This window comes from Providencia sp. PROV236 (genome assembly GCF_033676985.1).
Lineage (GTDB): Bacteria > Pseudomonadota > Gammaproteobacteria > Enterobacterales > Enterobacteriaceae > Providencia > Providencia manganoxydans.
Map to the genome: position 1 here is coordinate 3,020,164 of NZ_CP096297.1, position 14,172 is coordinate 3,034,335.

General features: G+C 40.4%; 12 protein-coding genes. 7 read left to right on the plus strand and 5 right to left on the minus strand.

Annotated elements, in window-relative coordinates; translation table 11 throughout:
• Positions 1 to 5 precede the first annotated feature (5 nt).
• The 5 genes from M1E96_RS13815 to M1E96_RS13835 all read left to right on the plus strand — a co-directional run bounded on the left by M1E96_RS13815 (position 6) and on the right by M1E96_RS13835 (position 6,184).
• Positions 6 to 1,043 carry an NAD(P)-dependent alcohol dehydrogenase gene (locus M1E96_RS13815; RefSeq protein WP_070924839.1) on the plus strand — a complete coding sequence of 346 codons (1,038 nt, stop codon included), beginning with the start codon at positions 6 to 8 and terminating at the stop codon, positions 1,041 to 1,043.
• Positions 1,044 to 1,046: 3 nt separating this feature from the next.
• A complete protein-coding gene (gene xylB, locus M1E96_RS13820; RefSeq protein WP_369427131.1) occupies positions 1,047 to 2,558 on the plus strand; it encodes a xylulokinase in 1,512 nt (503 codons plus the stop codon).
• Positions 2,555 to 4,057, plus strand: a complete 1,503-nt coding sequence (locus M1E96_RS13825) for a sugar ABC transporter ATP-binding protein (RefSeq protein WP_070924841.1) — start codon at positions 2,555 to 2,557, stop codon at positions 4,055 to 4,057. The genes xylB and M1E96_RS13825 overlap by 4 nt, the downstream gene beginning before the upstream one ends.
• A gap of 75 nt (positions 4,058 to 4,132) precedes the next feature.
• Complete coding sequence (locus M1E96_RS13830) at positions 4,133 to 5,140, plus strand: ABC transporter permease (RefSeq protein WP_349481051.1); 1,008 nt, start codon at positions 4,133 to 4,135, stop codon at positions 5,138 to 5,140.
• Between the two features lie 39 nt (positions 5,141 to 5,179).
• Positions 5,180 to 6,184, plus strand: coding sequence for a substrate-binding domain-containing protein (locus tag M1E96_RS13835; protein WP_272580884.1), 1,005 nt, complete (start codon positions 5,180 to 5,182; stop codon positions 6,182 to 6,184).
• Between the two features lie 73 nt (positions 6,185 to 6,257).
• On the opposite strand, the gene M1E96_RS13840 is transcribed toward M1E96_RS13835, so the two are convergent.
• Complete coding sequence (locus tag M1E96_RS13840) at positions 6,258 to 6,728, minus strand: MarR family winged helix-turn-helix transcriptional regulator (RefSeq protein WP_337979452.1); 471 nt, start codon at positions 6,726 to 6,728, stop codon at positions 6,258 to 6,260.
• A gap of 109 nt (positions 6,729 to 6,837) precedes the next feature.
• On the opposite strand from M1E96_RS13840, the gene M1E96_RS13845 reads away from it, so the two are divergent.
• Positions 6,838 to 8,658 (plus strand): FUSC family protein, encoded by a 1,821-nt coding sequence (locus M1E96_RS13845; RefSeq protein ID WP_337979453.1) that lies wholly within the window; start codon positions 6,838 to 6,840, stop codon positions 8,656 to 8,658.
• 40 nt (positions 8,659 to 8,698) lie between these two features.
• On the opposite strand, the gene M1E96_RS13850 is transcribed toward M1E96_RS13845, so the two are convergent.
• Positions 8,699 to 10,213, minus strand: a complete 1,515-nt coding sequence (locus M1E96_RS13850) for an MFS transporter (protein WP_337979454.1) — start codon at positions 10,211 to 10,213, stop codon at positions 8,699 to 8,701.
• Position 10,214: 1 nt separating this feature from the next.
• Positions 10,215 to 11,297 (minus strand): HlyD family secretion protein, encoded by a 1,083-nt coding sequence (locus tag M1E96_RS13855; RefSeq protein WP_369427132.1) that lies wholly within the window; start codon positions 11,295 to 11,297, stop codon positions 10,215 to 10,217.
• 139 nt (positions 11,298 to 11,436) lie between these two features.
• On the opposite strand from M1E96_RS13855, the gene M1E96_RS13860 reads away from it, so the two are divergent.
• Complete coding sequence (locus tag M1E96_RS13860; RefSeq protein ID WP_272580889.1) at positions 11,437 to 12,066, plus strand: TetR/AcrR family transcriptional regulator C-terminal domain-containing protein; 630 nt, start codon at positions 11,437 to 11,439, stop codon at positions 12,064 to 12,066.
• Positions 12,067 to 12,213: 147 nt separating this feature from the next.
• Here the strand turns inward: M1E96_RS13860 and M1E96_RS13865 are convergent, their stop codons facing one another.
• Positions 12,214 to 12,579, minus strand: a complete 366-nt coding sequence (locus tag M1E96_RS13865) for a hypothetical protein (protein WP_272580890.1) — start codon at positions 12,577 to 12,579, stop codon at positions 12,214 to 12,216.
• 177 nt (positions 12,580 to 12,756) lie between these two features.
• Positions 12,757 to 14,133 (minus strand): sodium:alanine symporter family protein, encoded by a 1,377-nt coding sequence (locus M1E96_RS13870; protein ID WP_070924849.1) that lies wholly within the window; start codon positions 14,131 to 14,133, stop codon positions 12,757 to 12,759.
• Positions 14,134 to 14,172 lie beyond the last annotated feature (39 nt).

Here is a 14,172-nt window from a genome sequence, read left to right on the forward strand (position 1 = left end):
TGATCATGAAAGCATTAGTACTCGAAAAAGCAGGAAAAATTTCTATTCAAGATTGGCAAAGTCCTGAAATCCTTGGAGAGGATGATGTCGAAATTAAAATTCATACTGTTGGAATTTGTGGTAGCGATGTTCACTACTACCAACATGGTCGTATCGGCCCCTTCGTGGTCGAAAAACCCATGATCCTCGGTCATGAAGCCTCTGGGGTCATTACTGCCGTCGGTAAAAATGTCTCGCATTTAAAAGTTGGCGATCGCGTGTGTATGGAGCCAGGGATCCCAAATCTACAATCTACACAGTCTCGTGCGGGTCTCTATAACTTAGATCCTGCGGTACGTTTCTGGGCAACACCACCCGTTGATGGCTGTTTACGGGAAAGTGTTATCCACCCTGCTGCATTCACCTTTAAGTTACCTGAAAATGTCAGTTTTGCAGAAGGTGCGATGGTGGAACCTCTGGCTATTGGTATGCAGGCTGCAACTAAAGCCGAAATCAAACCGGGTGATATTGCCTTAGTGATTGGTGCAGGAACTATTGGCATTATTACGGCATTGTCTGCGCTGGCAGGCGGCTGCTCTGATGTCATTATCTGTGATTTGTTTGATAAAAAATTAGAAGTTGCTAAACAATATCCAGGGCTACACGCGATCAACAGTAAAGATACACAAGCCATCGCAGATAAAGTCAGTGAATTAACTGAAGGTAATGGCGTAAATGTACTATTTGAGTGCAGTGGTGCTAAAGCCGTTATTGCCAATATCACGGAACATATGGCTCCCGGTGCTATTGCCGTTTTAGTCGGTATGCCAATTGACCCAGCACCACTGGATATCGTTTCCGCACAAGCGAAAGAAATCACCTTTAAAACCATTTTCCGCTACGCAAACATGTACCCTCGCACTATTCGCTTGCTCAGTTCAGGCAAACTGAATGTAAAACCACTCTTATCAGCAACCTATAAATTTAAAGATAGCGTTGAAGCCTATGAGCGTGCTGCTGAAGGCCGCCCAACCGATATTAAAATTGTGCTGGAAATGGAGTAATCAATGACACTGTATGCTGGGATCGATTGCGGTACACAAAGTACCAAAGTCGTTATCGTTGATAGCGAAAGCGCACAAATTTTGGGCGAAGGCTTTGCGTCACACCCGCTGATTAGTGAAGCATCTGGGCGCCGTGAACAGCATGCTTCTTGGTGGACGGATGCCTTAGAAAGTGCATTTTGCCAAGCCATCAATAATGCTGAAATCGATGGTAAGCAGATTGCCGCGATTTCAGTATCAGGCCAACAACACGGTTTTGTGCCGCTTGATCAACAAGGACACGTTATTGCGCCAGTGAAATTGTGGTGTGACACAGAAACAGCCGTAGAAAATCAAATGATTATTGATGCGTTAGGGGGAACACAAGGTGCTCTCGCTCAGCTGGGGCTAATGCCTCAAACGGGTTACACCATTTCTAAAATTTTATGGTTAAAAACGCATCACCCTGAATTGTGGGAGCAGCTAGATACCGTACTGTTACCACATGATTACCTTAACTTTTGGTTAACAGGTGTACGTGTTGCTGAATATGGTGATGCATCTGGCACTGGCCTATTAAACATTCGTTCTCGTGAATGGGATTTACATACCATCAATTTAATTGATGATTCAGGTCGCTTACAACACGCACTACCGCGATTAGTCACGGCAGAAACCTGTATTGGTACGGTATTACCTGATATTGCGGATAGACTTGGCATTTCTCATCAAACCAAAGTCGCTTCAGGTGGCGGTGACAATATGATGGCGGCTATTGGCACGGGGAATATAAAGCCCGGTATTATCACCATGAGTTTAGGCACATCAGGGACATTATTTACTTATTCAGATACGCCAATTATTGCTGATTCTGAAATGATTGCAGGCTTCTGCTCATCAACCAATGGTTGGTTACCGTTGATTTGCACGATGAATGTCACCTCAGCGACGACGACGATTCAAAACTTTTTGAATCTGGATCTGAATGGCTTTAATCATGCGTTAGAACAAACCGCTCCCGGTGCCAATGGATTGAAAATACTGCCATTTTTTAATGGTGAACGTGTTCCTCAACTCCCTCAAGCGAAAGCCAGTATCCATAATATTGATAGTAATAATTTAAATGCACATAACCTCAGCCTTGCAGTGGTTGAAAGTGCCACTTATGGCTTACGTTTTGGTATTGATTTATTCCGTAAGCAAGGCATCCAAGCCAATGAAATTCGCTTAACTGGTGGTGGAGCCAGAAGTGCCAAATGGCGTCAAATTGTTGCCAATATCATGAATTCTCCGGTTATTTGTGTCACTAACAGTGAAGCCGCTGCACTTGGCGCTGCAATACAAGCCATCTGGTGTGACACGCTAACGGAACAAGATGATAAAACAGAATTACTAGCACAAATTTGCCAACGATTTGTTCATCTTGATGAAAGCACATTAGTCAAACCTGATCATACTCATGTTTCATCCTACGAGGCGCTGTACCAAGATTATCTTTCCTTACTACAAACTGAATATCCAGAGGTGGCCATATGACAAACTCAGTGGACATTCAGGCAGATGAACTTCTTCATATTACCGGGGTTAAAAAATCATTTGGGCCAGTTGTCGCTCTCAAAAATGCACAATTTAGTCTTAAAAAAGGCTCTATTCACGCATTATGTGGTGGTAATGGCGCAGGTAAATCAACCTTTTTAAGTATCCTAATGGGGTTCATTCAGCCTGATTCAGGTGACATCATTGTTAAAGGCCAACATTGCCATTTTCAACAGCCTAAAGATGCGCTCAATGCTGGTATAGCTATCGTTCAACAAGAGCTTAGTTCTATCCCTGATCTGACTATTGCTGAAAATATTTGGTTAGGTCGTGAGCCTAAAAAATTAGGGTTTGTTGATTTTAAAAAGATGAATCAACTCACCGCTGATTTAATGGCCGATTTACATTTTGATTTATCACCGACAGAGAAAGTCCGTAATCTCAGCGTTGCCGAGCAACAATTGGTGGAAATCGCTAAAGCACTTTCTCATGCTGATGCAGATATTATTATTATGGACGAGCCAACGTCTGCCATTGGTGAAGAAGATGCACAAAAGATTTTCGATGTGATCACGCATTTAGCGCAAAAAGGTAAAGGGATCATCTACGTCTCTCATCGCTTATCTGAAATATTTCAAATCGCTGATACTTTTTCCATTTTCCGCGATGGGACTTTTATTACTGAAGGTGCCATTGCTGATATCACGCGTGAACAGCTCATTGAGCACATTATTGGCGGTGAGTTTAAGGATGAATTCGCCAAATTTAATCAACCAACCAATGAAACGCTGTTAACTGTCGAACAAGTGAGTTGGCTGGATAAAATAAAACAGATCAATCTAACCCTTAAAAAAGGCGAGATATTAGGTATTTATGGATTAGTTGGCTCTGGTCGCAGTGAGTTCCTTGACCTCATTTTTGGTATTGAACATGCCACGACTGGAACCATAAAAATCAATGATACTCAATTAGGCAAACATTCACCTCAAGATGCTATCAAAGCCGGTATTGCTTATGTGACGGAAGACCGCAAAGAAACAGGACTCATGTTAGGTCGTTCGATTAGTGAAAATATTAATATCGCTTCATTTTCAGCCATCAGCAAAGCCAGTTTTATCAACGAAAAGAAAGAGCAAGCTCGCTCCATCGATATGATCGAACTGTTTAATATTAAAACTCCTGATGCTGAACAGCTTGCAGGAAATCTCAGTGGCGGAAATCAGCAGAAAGTCGTCCTTGGTCGCTGGGCGTTGCTTGATCCTGAAGTGATGTTATTGGATGAACCGACACGAGGCATTGATGTCGGAGCCAAAAAAGAAATTTATCGCTTTATGTCTGAATTTGCCTTGAAAGGTAAAGGGATCATCATGGTTTCTTCCGAGCTATCCGAAATAATTGGCATGAGCGACCGAATAATTGTTTTCCGTAACGGTGAACTTGCCGGTGAGCTATCCGCAGCTGAAGCCACCCAAACAGAATTAATGAAGCTTGCTGTTTAATTTATCGACATCGTTTTTACTAAAAGAATTAAGAGAAAAACAATGACTACTACTTACTCTACACCAACACCGGGGATGTCTTTACTCGCCCGCAACAAGAAAAACATGCATAAGTATGGAATTATCATGGCTTTCTTTGTGCTTTGCCTTATCGTCGCAGTCATTGGCGAAGTACAAGTTGCTCGTGGAGAATGGACCAACAACTATTTTCTTAGCCAAGACAATATGATGATTGTGTTACGCCAAATTTCTATTAACGGTATATTGGCGATTGGCATGACCTTTGTGATTATCACCGCTGGGGTCGACCTATCTGTCGGTTCTGTTCTTGCTCTTAGTGGTATTGTTGCTGCGCGTTTCGCCACAACCAACGCAGGGCTTTCCATCGGTGATACTGCTAATGCGGTTATGGTGCCGATGATCATCGCATTAGGCATTGGCATCATATGTGGCCTGATCAACGGCACTATCTTAGCTAAATTTAACCTTCAACCCTTTATCGTTACCATGGGGATGCTATCTGCGGCACGTGGTTTAACACTGTTAACCACCGACGGTAACCCTGTTTCGCAACTGAATAGCGATTTTAGATGGCTAGGTAATGGCTATATTTTTGATATCCCAGTCCCTGTTGTCTTGCTGATTGTTATCTTCGCTCTCGCTTGGATCCTGCTGAATAAGACCACTTTTGGCCGCTATGTTTATGCTGTGGGAGGTAACCCCAAAAGTGCTAGAACATCTGGGATCAGCGTGATCAAAGTCAAAGTATTAGTTTATACACTCTGTGGTGCGCTAGCAGGGATCGCTGGTTTGATCTTAACCGCCAGAACTGGCTCTGCACAAACGAGTGCTGGTGGCGCGTATGAATTAGATGCTATCGCCGCTGTCGTCATCGGTGGAACCAGTATGTCTGGCGGCGTCGGCACCTTAGTCGGTACTTTCTTCGGCGTATTAATTATTGGTGTTATGAACAATGGTTTGGATTTATTAGGTGTTCCATCCTATTACCAACAAATTATTAAAGGTGCATTAATCGTCATCGCTGTACTGCTCGACCCTTCACGTAAACAAAGACGTGATTAATTAAAACAACACTGAACCCTCACTGTGAAAGGTATAATAATGAAAAAAATGACTAAAATTGCAACTCTTACCACTGCATTGTTGATGAGTAACATGGCGCTCGCAGCTAAAGAAGAGCCTGTAAAAATTGCCATTTTGATGTATGGCATGAAGGCTGAATTCGTCCAGTTAATGGAGAAAGCGGCAAAAGAGCATCCTGCGGTTAAAGACGGCGAAGCCATCATTACCGTTTACGATGGCCGTTATGATCCAATGGTACAAAATAACCAAGCTGAAACAGCAATTCAAACTAAAACAGATGCGATCATTATCAACCCAATGGATTATGAGGCCAATATTGATGTGGTCACCATGGCAAATGAAGCCAAAATTCCTGTAATTGTCACTAACGCCCGCCTAAATACCGACAAAATGACCGCTGAAGTTGTCTCTGATGACGTTCTAGGTGGCTACATGGAAGCTAAAGCAGTGCTGGAAAAAATGAACTGTGAAGGCAATGTAGTGATCATCGAAGGCCCTAAAGGGGGAAGCGGTGAAATCCAACGTGGTGAAGGTAACGATAAAGCCATTGCCGAATGTGGCCCAGGAAAAATCAAAGTATTAGAACGCAAAACCGCAAACTGGTCACGGGCAGAAGCGATGCCACTGATGGAAAACTGGCTACAAAAACACCGTGGAAAAATTAACGGTGTTATTGCACAAAATGACGAAATGGCCTTAGGTGCTATCGAAGCTATTAAAGGTGCGGGCCTTGAAGTAAACAGCTTTGCCATTGCTGGTGTTGATGGCGTTTCTGATGCGATTTTTGCGGTTCAGGACGGTGAAATGGTGTCCATTCTGCAAGATGCTAATGCACAAATGCAAGGCTCTATCGATATCGCAATGAAATCAGTAAAAGGCGATAGCTATCAGCCAAAATCAGCGATTTGGAAACAATATGCAGATCAACTGCAATGGAATGATGGTAAAGATCAGCGCTACCAAATTCCTTGGACAGTCGTAACCAAAGAGAATGCTCAACAGCTATTAGACGCACGTAAATAAGCCGTTATCATATCTCATTGATACACAATATCGCCGCCTGATTTTAAGGCGGTGATATTCATCAGTATAGCCACTATTTCTCTAATGCTTTTGTATCTGCACATATCAACGGAAAATCATTCACTGAACTTTCAAGTGCTCGCTTGGTGAGACTTTCAAGTGAATGGAATAGTTGCTCAGCCTGCTCCTCCGATAAATCGGCGGCTAAATAATCATTCCATTTATCTAACTTATGGTTTAATTCGCTGACAATGGTTGCGCCAAGCTCCGTTAGAGAAACATGGTACGCACGCTTATCTATCTGACTATTCGTTTTCTCAACCCACTTTTTTTCAATAAATTTCCCTACACCTCGCGTCGTGACGGATTTATCCACTACCATTGCTTTAGAAATTTGCTCCAAAGTCAAAGCATCATTTTGATGGATATGTAAAATCATCAAACATTCAATCGCATTAATTCCATATGGCTCGCCCATCCATTTCATATAATGATGAGCGGCTCGACTTATCACGCCAAATACTCGGGCTTGTTCTGTACGCATAACACCTCTTTAGTTGATTTTATCAACCAATTAGTCGATAATCAGCTGGCATTTGGTTGATTTTATCAACTAACAACCCATTTAACACCCCGAAAATTACCCATATTTTATGTCACTAAATACAACTTTACTGCACCGCTTAGGATTTAACGCAGCGCGCTTTCGTTTTGCCGTCATTACCGCATGTGCCTCTATTGCGGCACTTTTTATCGCTCAATATTTAGAATTGATTCATCCACAATGGGCAGCGATGACGGTTTGGGCATCTGCGCAACCTTGGCGTGAAAATTTATTAGAAAAAAGTTGGTGGCGCTTTGCAGGTACTGTCAGTGGTGTCCTTGCAGGGGTGATTTTGCTTCATTTAAATTTAATTCACCCTTTATTATTTATTCTTGGCCTTGCCATTTGGTTAGGTGGATGTAGTGGTATAGGTCAACTGCAAAAAGGCTTTGTTGCTTATGGCACATTACTTGCCGGTTATTCAGCGGTCATGGTCAGTATGCTCAGTATCCATGATACCAATAACCTCTTTGCTGTCGCATGGGATAGGCTTTGGACTATTCTTGTTGGCGTACTTTCAGCGGTTGTTTTTAACTTTTTATTTACGCCTAAACGTCAACAAGAACCCATCATTGCTCTTAGAGATCAAATAAATACTCAGTTTTACCAAATCCTTCATGACGTACTCGAATTGAAAAAACCAGTGAAAAAACAGGTTATCGAGCAACTGTGGCAACTTATGACAAGTTACGAAGAGATGTTAGAAGCGAACCGAATTGGTTGGCGTTACCACCGTAAACAAGTCGCTAAAGCACGTCAAAAATTGATTTCACAAAGCCAAATACTACTGCACTTAGATAATTATCTAACGATTGCACCTTTTTACTTTCCACCCCAAGAACCTACAAACACACAGTGGAAGCAAATACTCTCTCTTTGCCCCAATGGCCTCCTAAAAACCTTATTGATCCCGCTTTACTATGTAACGCAAGAGAAATCCATCAAACGAATAAAGAAAATTGATAAATTAAAACTCCATCAAGATAGAATTTCTGCATGGCACACTGTTTTTCGTTCATTTGTTACCATTGGCGTAATAGGACTTTTATGGTTATGGACGCAATGGCAAGCCTTGGCCTATCTCACTCTCGGTCTATCGGTCATGCTAGCTTTGTTTGCTTCATTAGATTACCCCGCAAAATTTATGAAAAATATCTTTACGGGGCAATTTCTTGGAGCCATTACCGCATTAATTTGTACGTGGCTTTTATGGCCTTTTGCTTCTTCTTCATGGCAAATGACCTTTCTCATCATCCCTGTAATAATCAGTGGTGTGATTATTTTTTCCCATAATAAGCTGATCCTCATCGCCTTTGATTACATTATGGTTTCACTCATTTTGCTGCAACCTACTTATCCCTACTCGCTATCATTTGCACAAAGTATAGGCAACGCGATCGCGATTGTTTCTGGCCCATTAGTCGCAATGGTTGCTTTTGCATGGATTTATCCCACCAGCCCTAAAAAACGTTATCGACAATTATTGTATCTTGCAGAGCAACAATTCCAACAAGGTATCAATAGATTAATTCAGGGAAATAAAGCCTCAACCACCCAGTTTATGCATCGACTATTTAGTGGATTATTGCTGGCACGCAAAAATGAACAACATCCTGAGCCGACATTAGCGTTTTTTACAACACGGCACGGAATTTGGCTAAATTTACTGATATTACATAAGCGATATTCGTATCATGAATCGAAAAAAAGAGCACTCCATGCACTTGAAAGGCGTATTCAACAAGGCAGGCTTGAGCCATTAAAAATTGCGGCTATTTTTAAAAAGCTAAAACGAAATGAGATAAGAAACAACGAACTTACTCAATTAGAAGTGCATTTAAAAAAACTGTTGGATGAAAAAATGCCTTAGTATTAATCAATAAATAACACCTTATATTTATTCAATAGATTTACTCATTGTGAGGAACAATGTTATTCTTTGGCAGCGGCTTCAAAAATAGAATAAGTATCAGTGCAATAATAACAATAATAAACGTCAAACTGAATCCATTAATAAAGGAACCGACGTAGGCTTCCCGATTTATCAGCGATAAAAGCGTCAAACTTGTGTCTTCAGAAAGTAACTTTTGCTCACCGGTTTGGATAAATGCTCTTTTGGCGTCAAAATGTTCATCAAAAGAAATGCGTAAATAGGTATTCATTAATGCCCCTGAAATAGCTGGCATTAATACCCTTGCGATAGAAACATAAGCGCCCAAATGCAAGGCAAATTGAGGTTGCATATTGACAACAAATGACGCAATTAAACCGATTAAAACTAAACACTCACCTATCGATTGTATCACCATCAAAGGAATAAACTCATGCACTCGCCATTGATAATCAACTTGCATACCTAAAATACAGCTGCATCCTATGAGTGCAACACCTACTGTCATCAATAACCGAGCATCAATTCGTTTAGCCAGCCACACAGCTATAGGACTGAAGAGTAGATATACAATAAATGCAATATTAGTGACCTCGCCAATTTGCTGTGGTTTTAATTCCCCAATAGAAGATAAAAATGAAGGAACAAATAACGAATTCGCTAGCATTAAAAAACCATATAAACACGAAATTATAAAACAAAGACATAGATTGCGATTTGCCAGCCAATGAGGCTGAGCAAAAGTTTTATCGAAAAATAATGCTCTACAAATAAAAATACCGAATAAAATAACACTACTAATTAAACATGAAATAATAAACCCAGAGTTCTCCCACCCCAACATTTCACCTTGAACAACAGCGACATATAATAAAACTAAACTTAAGCTTTTCAGCGCCATACCGCCCCAATCGGTTTCAGATAGTAGCGCATAATTAACTTTACTTAACGGTATACCTTTCCAAGCAAAAATAAATATCAATACAGCGAAAAAAGCACATACCCAATATAGCCATTGCCAGCTAAATGTATCAACAAGAGTGCCGGAAATTCCAACTCCGGCATCCATCCCCAAAGAAACCCTTAAGCTGTATGCCGCCATAACAATTAACCAAACACTAGGTTGTAAGCTTCTTAAAGCTAATGAAATGGTCATCGGAAGGTAGACCCCTAAACATAAGCCTAAAATAAAATGGATCACAATTAATACTTCAAAGCCATAATACCCACCTAAAAGAGGTGTACTTAAAAAAATACCCAATAAAATGGCACTCGTAGACATTAGAATTTTTTCAGCACCTAAAGTGACCATAAACCAAGGCGTTAATGTCATACTAATTAGCTGCGCTGAATTTAATGAAACATTAATCCATGTTCCCTCTTGCATATCGAATGCAAATACCCCTCGAATATCTGCTAATGAAAGAGAAAACATACGAATAAATAATGTTGATAAAACAGCACCAAGAAAAACAGAAATAACCGCAAATAGTGGTTTTGTTTCTTTTGCTCCGTAAAATAAACTCAAGAACATTTTACTTACCTTTTTGAGCTATACTTTGTGTATCAATATTCACAACAACAGACATACCGGGTCTCAGTCTATTTAAATCACTTTGCTCAGATAAAAAACTAATATAAACAGGAATACGCTGGACGACTTTAGTGAAATTCCCACTGCTATTATCAGCAGGAATTAATGCGGATTCACCGCTACTCTGAGCACCTATATCACGCACAACCCCGCTGAATAAAACATCCGGAAAGGCATCAACTTTGACGGATACCGCTTGACCGGTATGAACATTCTTTAACTGTGTTTCTTTTAAATTAGCGATAATGTAAGGCTGTTTATTGGGAGTAACCGTGACCACTTCAGTACCTGACGTCACAAAACTACCAATATTGAGTTTTACCTTATTCAATTGCCCATCAAATGGAGCGATTATTGTTGCATAAGATAATTGAGTATCTGCTTGTTTTAAATTAGCTAATGCAATATCTCGCTCAGCAATCCGTATTTCCTTTTGCTGACTTAATATTGTTTTTGATTGTTTAGCTTGCTCCCATTGTGCTTTTGCTGCTTGCTCTAGCTTAATTAAGCGCTGTAAGTCCGAGTTAGCATCCAAGTAATTCTGCTGGGTTATTGCACCACTATTGATTAATGCTTTACGTAATAAGGGGCTACGCTTCATTTGCTCAACTTCAATTTTTGCAGCTTGGTAGCGATTAAATAGCATTTCAATCATCAGCTCTTGTTCCTTGATTTCTCCTGCTAAATTACTCAACTGTTGCTCAGATTTTTGATAATTGGCTTTGGCTATTTTCTGTTTGAAAACATCTTCTTGATTATCAATTTTCGCGATCACATCTCCACGGCGAACAAATTGATAATCATCGACCAAAAGACTAGCTACATAACCTGTCATACGTGATTTCAATATGGCTGAATCGGCTTTAATGTACGCATTATTCGACTCTTGATAGCGTTTAGACCCTAACCATTTATCCCAATTTAAGGTGGTAAACAGAATAAAAACACCAATGCATAACACGCTGAGCCAAGGTGTTAAAGAAATTATTTTCTGTGAGAAAGGCTTAGATCCATTTGTCGTCATTTTATTAACCTCAATACGACTCAATCATTAGCTTGAGCAACTCTGCCTAAATAAAAAAATTCATAATCTAACATCGTTAGGTTATTTAAATATGTTAAACTAACATCGTTAGGGAATAAAGGACTAAATGAGACTTTTTATGAGAACACCCAAAATTACCCGTTTACAGGTATTAGAAACAGCATTAATACTGCTAGAAACTGAAGGAATTGAAGGCTTAACGATGCGAAAGCTTGCTGATGCTCTTAACATCAAAGCGGCGTCACTGTATTGGCATTTCAATAATAAGCAAGCGCTCGTCGAAGGAATGGCCGACCATATTGTCGCCATGGTCGCTGTCGATTTTCAATACGAAGATGATTGGTCAACGAACCTAATTAAGATAACGTCTCAACTTAGAAACGCTCTATTAAAGCATCGAGATGGCGCACGTGTCTTTGCGGGTACTTATATTATTTCTGACAATGTATTACGTATTAACAACGCATTGATTAAAACATTTATGCAAGCTGGGATACCTGTAGAAAGCGCTGCCAGTAGTACCATGACAGTATTTTATTTCATTCTTGGGTGCTGCATTGAACAACAAGCGGCTACATTCTCAGCAGACAGCGATTTTATTAATAAAGAATCTGAATTTGATCAGTTATCCAAAGAGAAATTTCCCCATACATGGGAAGCTAAAGAAATGTTATTTGCCAATAACTATGACGAACGTTTTTTAGATGGGCTAAAGCTGATTATTGATGGACTAACGAACAAGGGTTAAATAGCATTATGCACCAGTATCATTGAGCCACTAACTTCAAGCCACATTGTCACACCAATTAGGGTAACTTAATGCTATAGACAGAAAAAATAAGCAACAATGGTGTATTGCTCTCATGGTTCACTGTGACTGTAATGTGTCGATAATTTAACCAATATTGTGCACAATGGGTAGTTTGGTAATCTCTAGCTCGGTTTCATTTAGCTTATTACATTCTACCCTATCACCATTTTTATAAATAAAATAATAGTGCTTGTTATTCCCCGTTGTTTTGACTAATGACTCTCCATTTAGGAAATTGTAAATTTTATACTTAACATTATTATCGCTATGACGAATAGCTGGGTGAGAAAGAATAAAGAGTGAGCCTCTCTTCAATGTTGAGATCAAATAGTTAGTATGGAGTATCGTCATTTTTTCCCCTTCAGGGCATTGAAGCTGATACTCTTTCATCGCAAAGACCGGAAAACATACAGCAAGAAGCAGTGTGATGGTAAACGCTTTTTTTATCATTATGGCTCCATACATTCAAAATCGTGAGCAATATTTACTTATAAAATCAGGGTATTGTCTCTATAAAAACATGTTGCCCAATCAATTGCAAAATTTTCCGATGATTAATTATTCATGTGGAACTATTTTTGGTAAATAAACAAAGCTCCATAATCCTATGAAGCTTCGTCTAACTATTTACTTCTCATATAGCTTGTTTGCCATATCAATACTATCAGCGTTGACATCTTTAATATGATCACGAGTCAGTCGATATACAACAGGACTTAGCATTAACAATGCAATAAGATTCGGGATCGCCATCATGGCATTCAAGGTGTCAGCTAACAACCAAACAAAATCCAGTGACTGCGTCGCGCCGATAGGTAAAGCAATCAACCACAACACTCTAAATACCTTAATCGCCCTTAAACCAAATAGATATTGAACACATTTTTCACCATAAAAGCTCCACCCTAAAATGGTCGTAAATGCAAAAATAGCTAACGCAATCGCGACAATATAATTACCACCGGGTATTGCTGATTGGAAAGATGATGCCGTCAATGTTGCACCGGTTTCTGCCGTTAGCCAACCACCAGTAATAATGATGGTTAACCCCGTGACAGAACAGACAATGATAGTATCGATAAAGGTACCTAACATCGCGATTAACCCTTGGCGGATCGGGTTTTGTGTTCTCGCAGCAGCATGCGCAATTGGTGCGCTCCCTAAACCTGCTTCATTCGAAAATACGCCTCGAGCTACCCCAAAACGAATAGCAGCCCATACTGCGGCTCCGGCAAAACCACCTTGCGCAGCAACAGGAGAAAATGCTGAAGTTACAACTAAAGAAAATGCAGTGGGGATCTCACTAAAATTAAGTCCTAAAACCAATAAACCAGCCCCAAAATAGGCAACGGTCATAAATGGGACTAACTTACCTGCAACATCAGAAATACGACGTAATCCACCAATTAAAACAGCGCCAACCAATAAAACAAGCGCTCCAGCAGTTAGCCATTTATGTAGACCAAAATTGCTCTCTAACACATCGGCGACAGAGTTAGCTTGCACTGTGTTGCCGATACCAAAACTGGCACAGGCACCAAAAAAAGCAAATAAAGTGCCCAACCAAACCCATTTAGGTCCTAAACCGTTCTTGATGTAATACATAGGGCCACCAACATATTGGCCATATTTATCTACTTCACGAAAACGCACAGCAAGTACAGCTTCTGAATATTTAGTCGCCATACCAACGAGTGCCGTGATCCACATCCAAAACAGCGCACCTGGTCCCCCCATCACGACCGCAGTCGCAACACCAGCAATATTTCCTGTGCCTATTGTTGCCGACAAAGCAGTCATCAAGGCATTAAATGGTGAAATCTGCCCTTCACCTCGTTCTCCATTTTTTTGGAAAAGTAATTTAAAGCCAGTCCCCAGCTTACGAATAGGTAAAAAGGCTAATCGGATCTGCATATAAATGCCAACACCGAGGATCCCAATGAGCATTGGAACGCCCCATACAATACCATTTAACTCACCTAACCATGTCGTAATCAAGTCCATTCGTTTCCCTCTTCTTATTATTTATATCGCTCTTTATTT

What these genes read in the sequence shown, in the direction of transcription:
- M1E96_RS13830 (WP_349481051.1), top strand. Translation starts at nt 4,133, where the DNA reads ATGTCTTTACTCGCCCGCAACAAGAAAAACATGCATAAGTATGGAATT.
- M1E96_RS13850 (WP_337979454.1), bottom strand. Translation starts at nt 10,213, where the DNA reads ATGTTCTTGAGTTTATTTTACGGAGCAAAAGAAACAAAACCACTATTT.
- M1E96_RS13865 (WP_272580890.1), bottom strand. Translation starts at nt 12,579, where the DNA reads ATGATAAAAAAAGCGTTTACCATCACACTGCTTCTTGCTGTATGTTTT.
- M1E96_RS13860 (WP_272580889.1), top strand. Translation starts at nt 11,437, where the DNA reads ATGAGAACACCCAAAATTACCCGTTTACAGGTATTAGAAACAGCATTA.
- xylB (WP_369427131.1), top strand. Translation starts at nt 1,047, where the DNA reads ATGACACTGTATGCTGGGATCGATTGCGGTACACAAAGTACCAAAGTC.
- M1E96_RS13855 (WP_369427132.1), bottom strand. Translation starts at nt 11,297, where the DNA reads ATGACGACAAATGGATCTAAGCCTTTCTCACAGAAAATAATTTCTTTA.
- M1E96_RS13845 (WP_337979453.1), top strand. Translation starts at nt 6,838, where the DNA reads ATGTCACTAAATACAACTTTACTGCACCGCTTAGGATTTAACGCAGCG.
- M1E96_RS13825 (WP_070924841.1), top strand. Translation starts at nt 2,555, where the DNA reads ATGACAAACTCAGTGGACATTCAGGCAGATGAACTTCTTCATATTACC.
- M1E96_RS13870 (WP_070924849.1), bottom strand. Translation starts at nt 14,133, where the DNA reads ATGGACTTGATTACGACATGGTTAGGTGAGTTAAATGGTATTGTATGG.
- M1E96_RS13815 (WP_070924839.1), top strand. Translation starts at nt 6, where the DNA reads ATGAAAGCATTAGTACTCGAAAAAGCAGGAAAAATTTCTATTCAAGAT.
- M1E96_RS13840 (WP_337979452.1), bottom strand. Translation starts at nt 6,728, where the DNA reads ATGCGTACAGAACAAGCCCGAGTATTTGGCGTGATAAGTCGAGCCGCT.
- M1E96_RS13835 (WP_272580884.1), top strand. Translation starts at nt 5,180, where the DNA reads ATGAAAAAAATGACTAAAATTGCAACTCTTACCACTGCATTGTTGATG.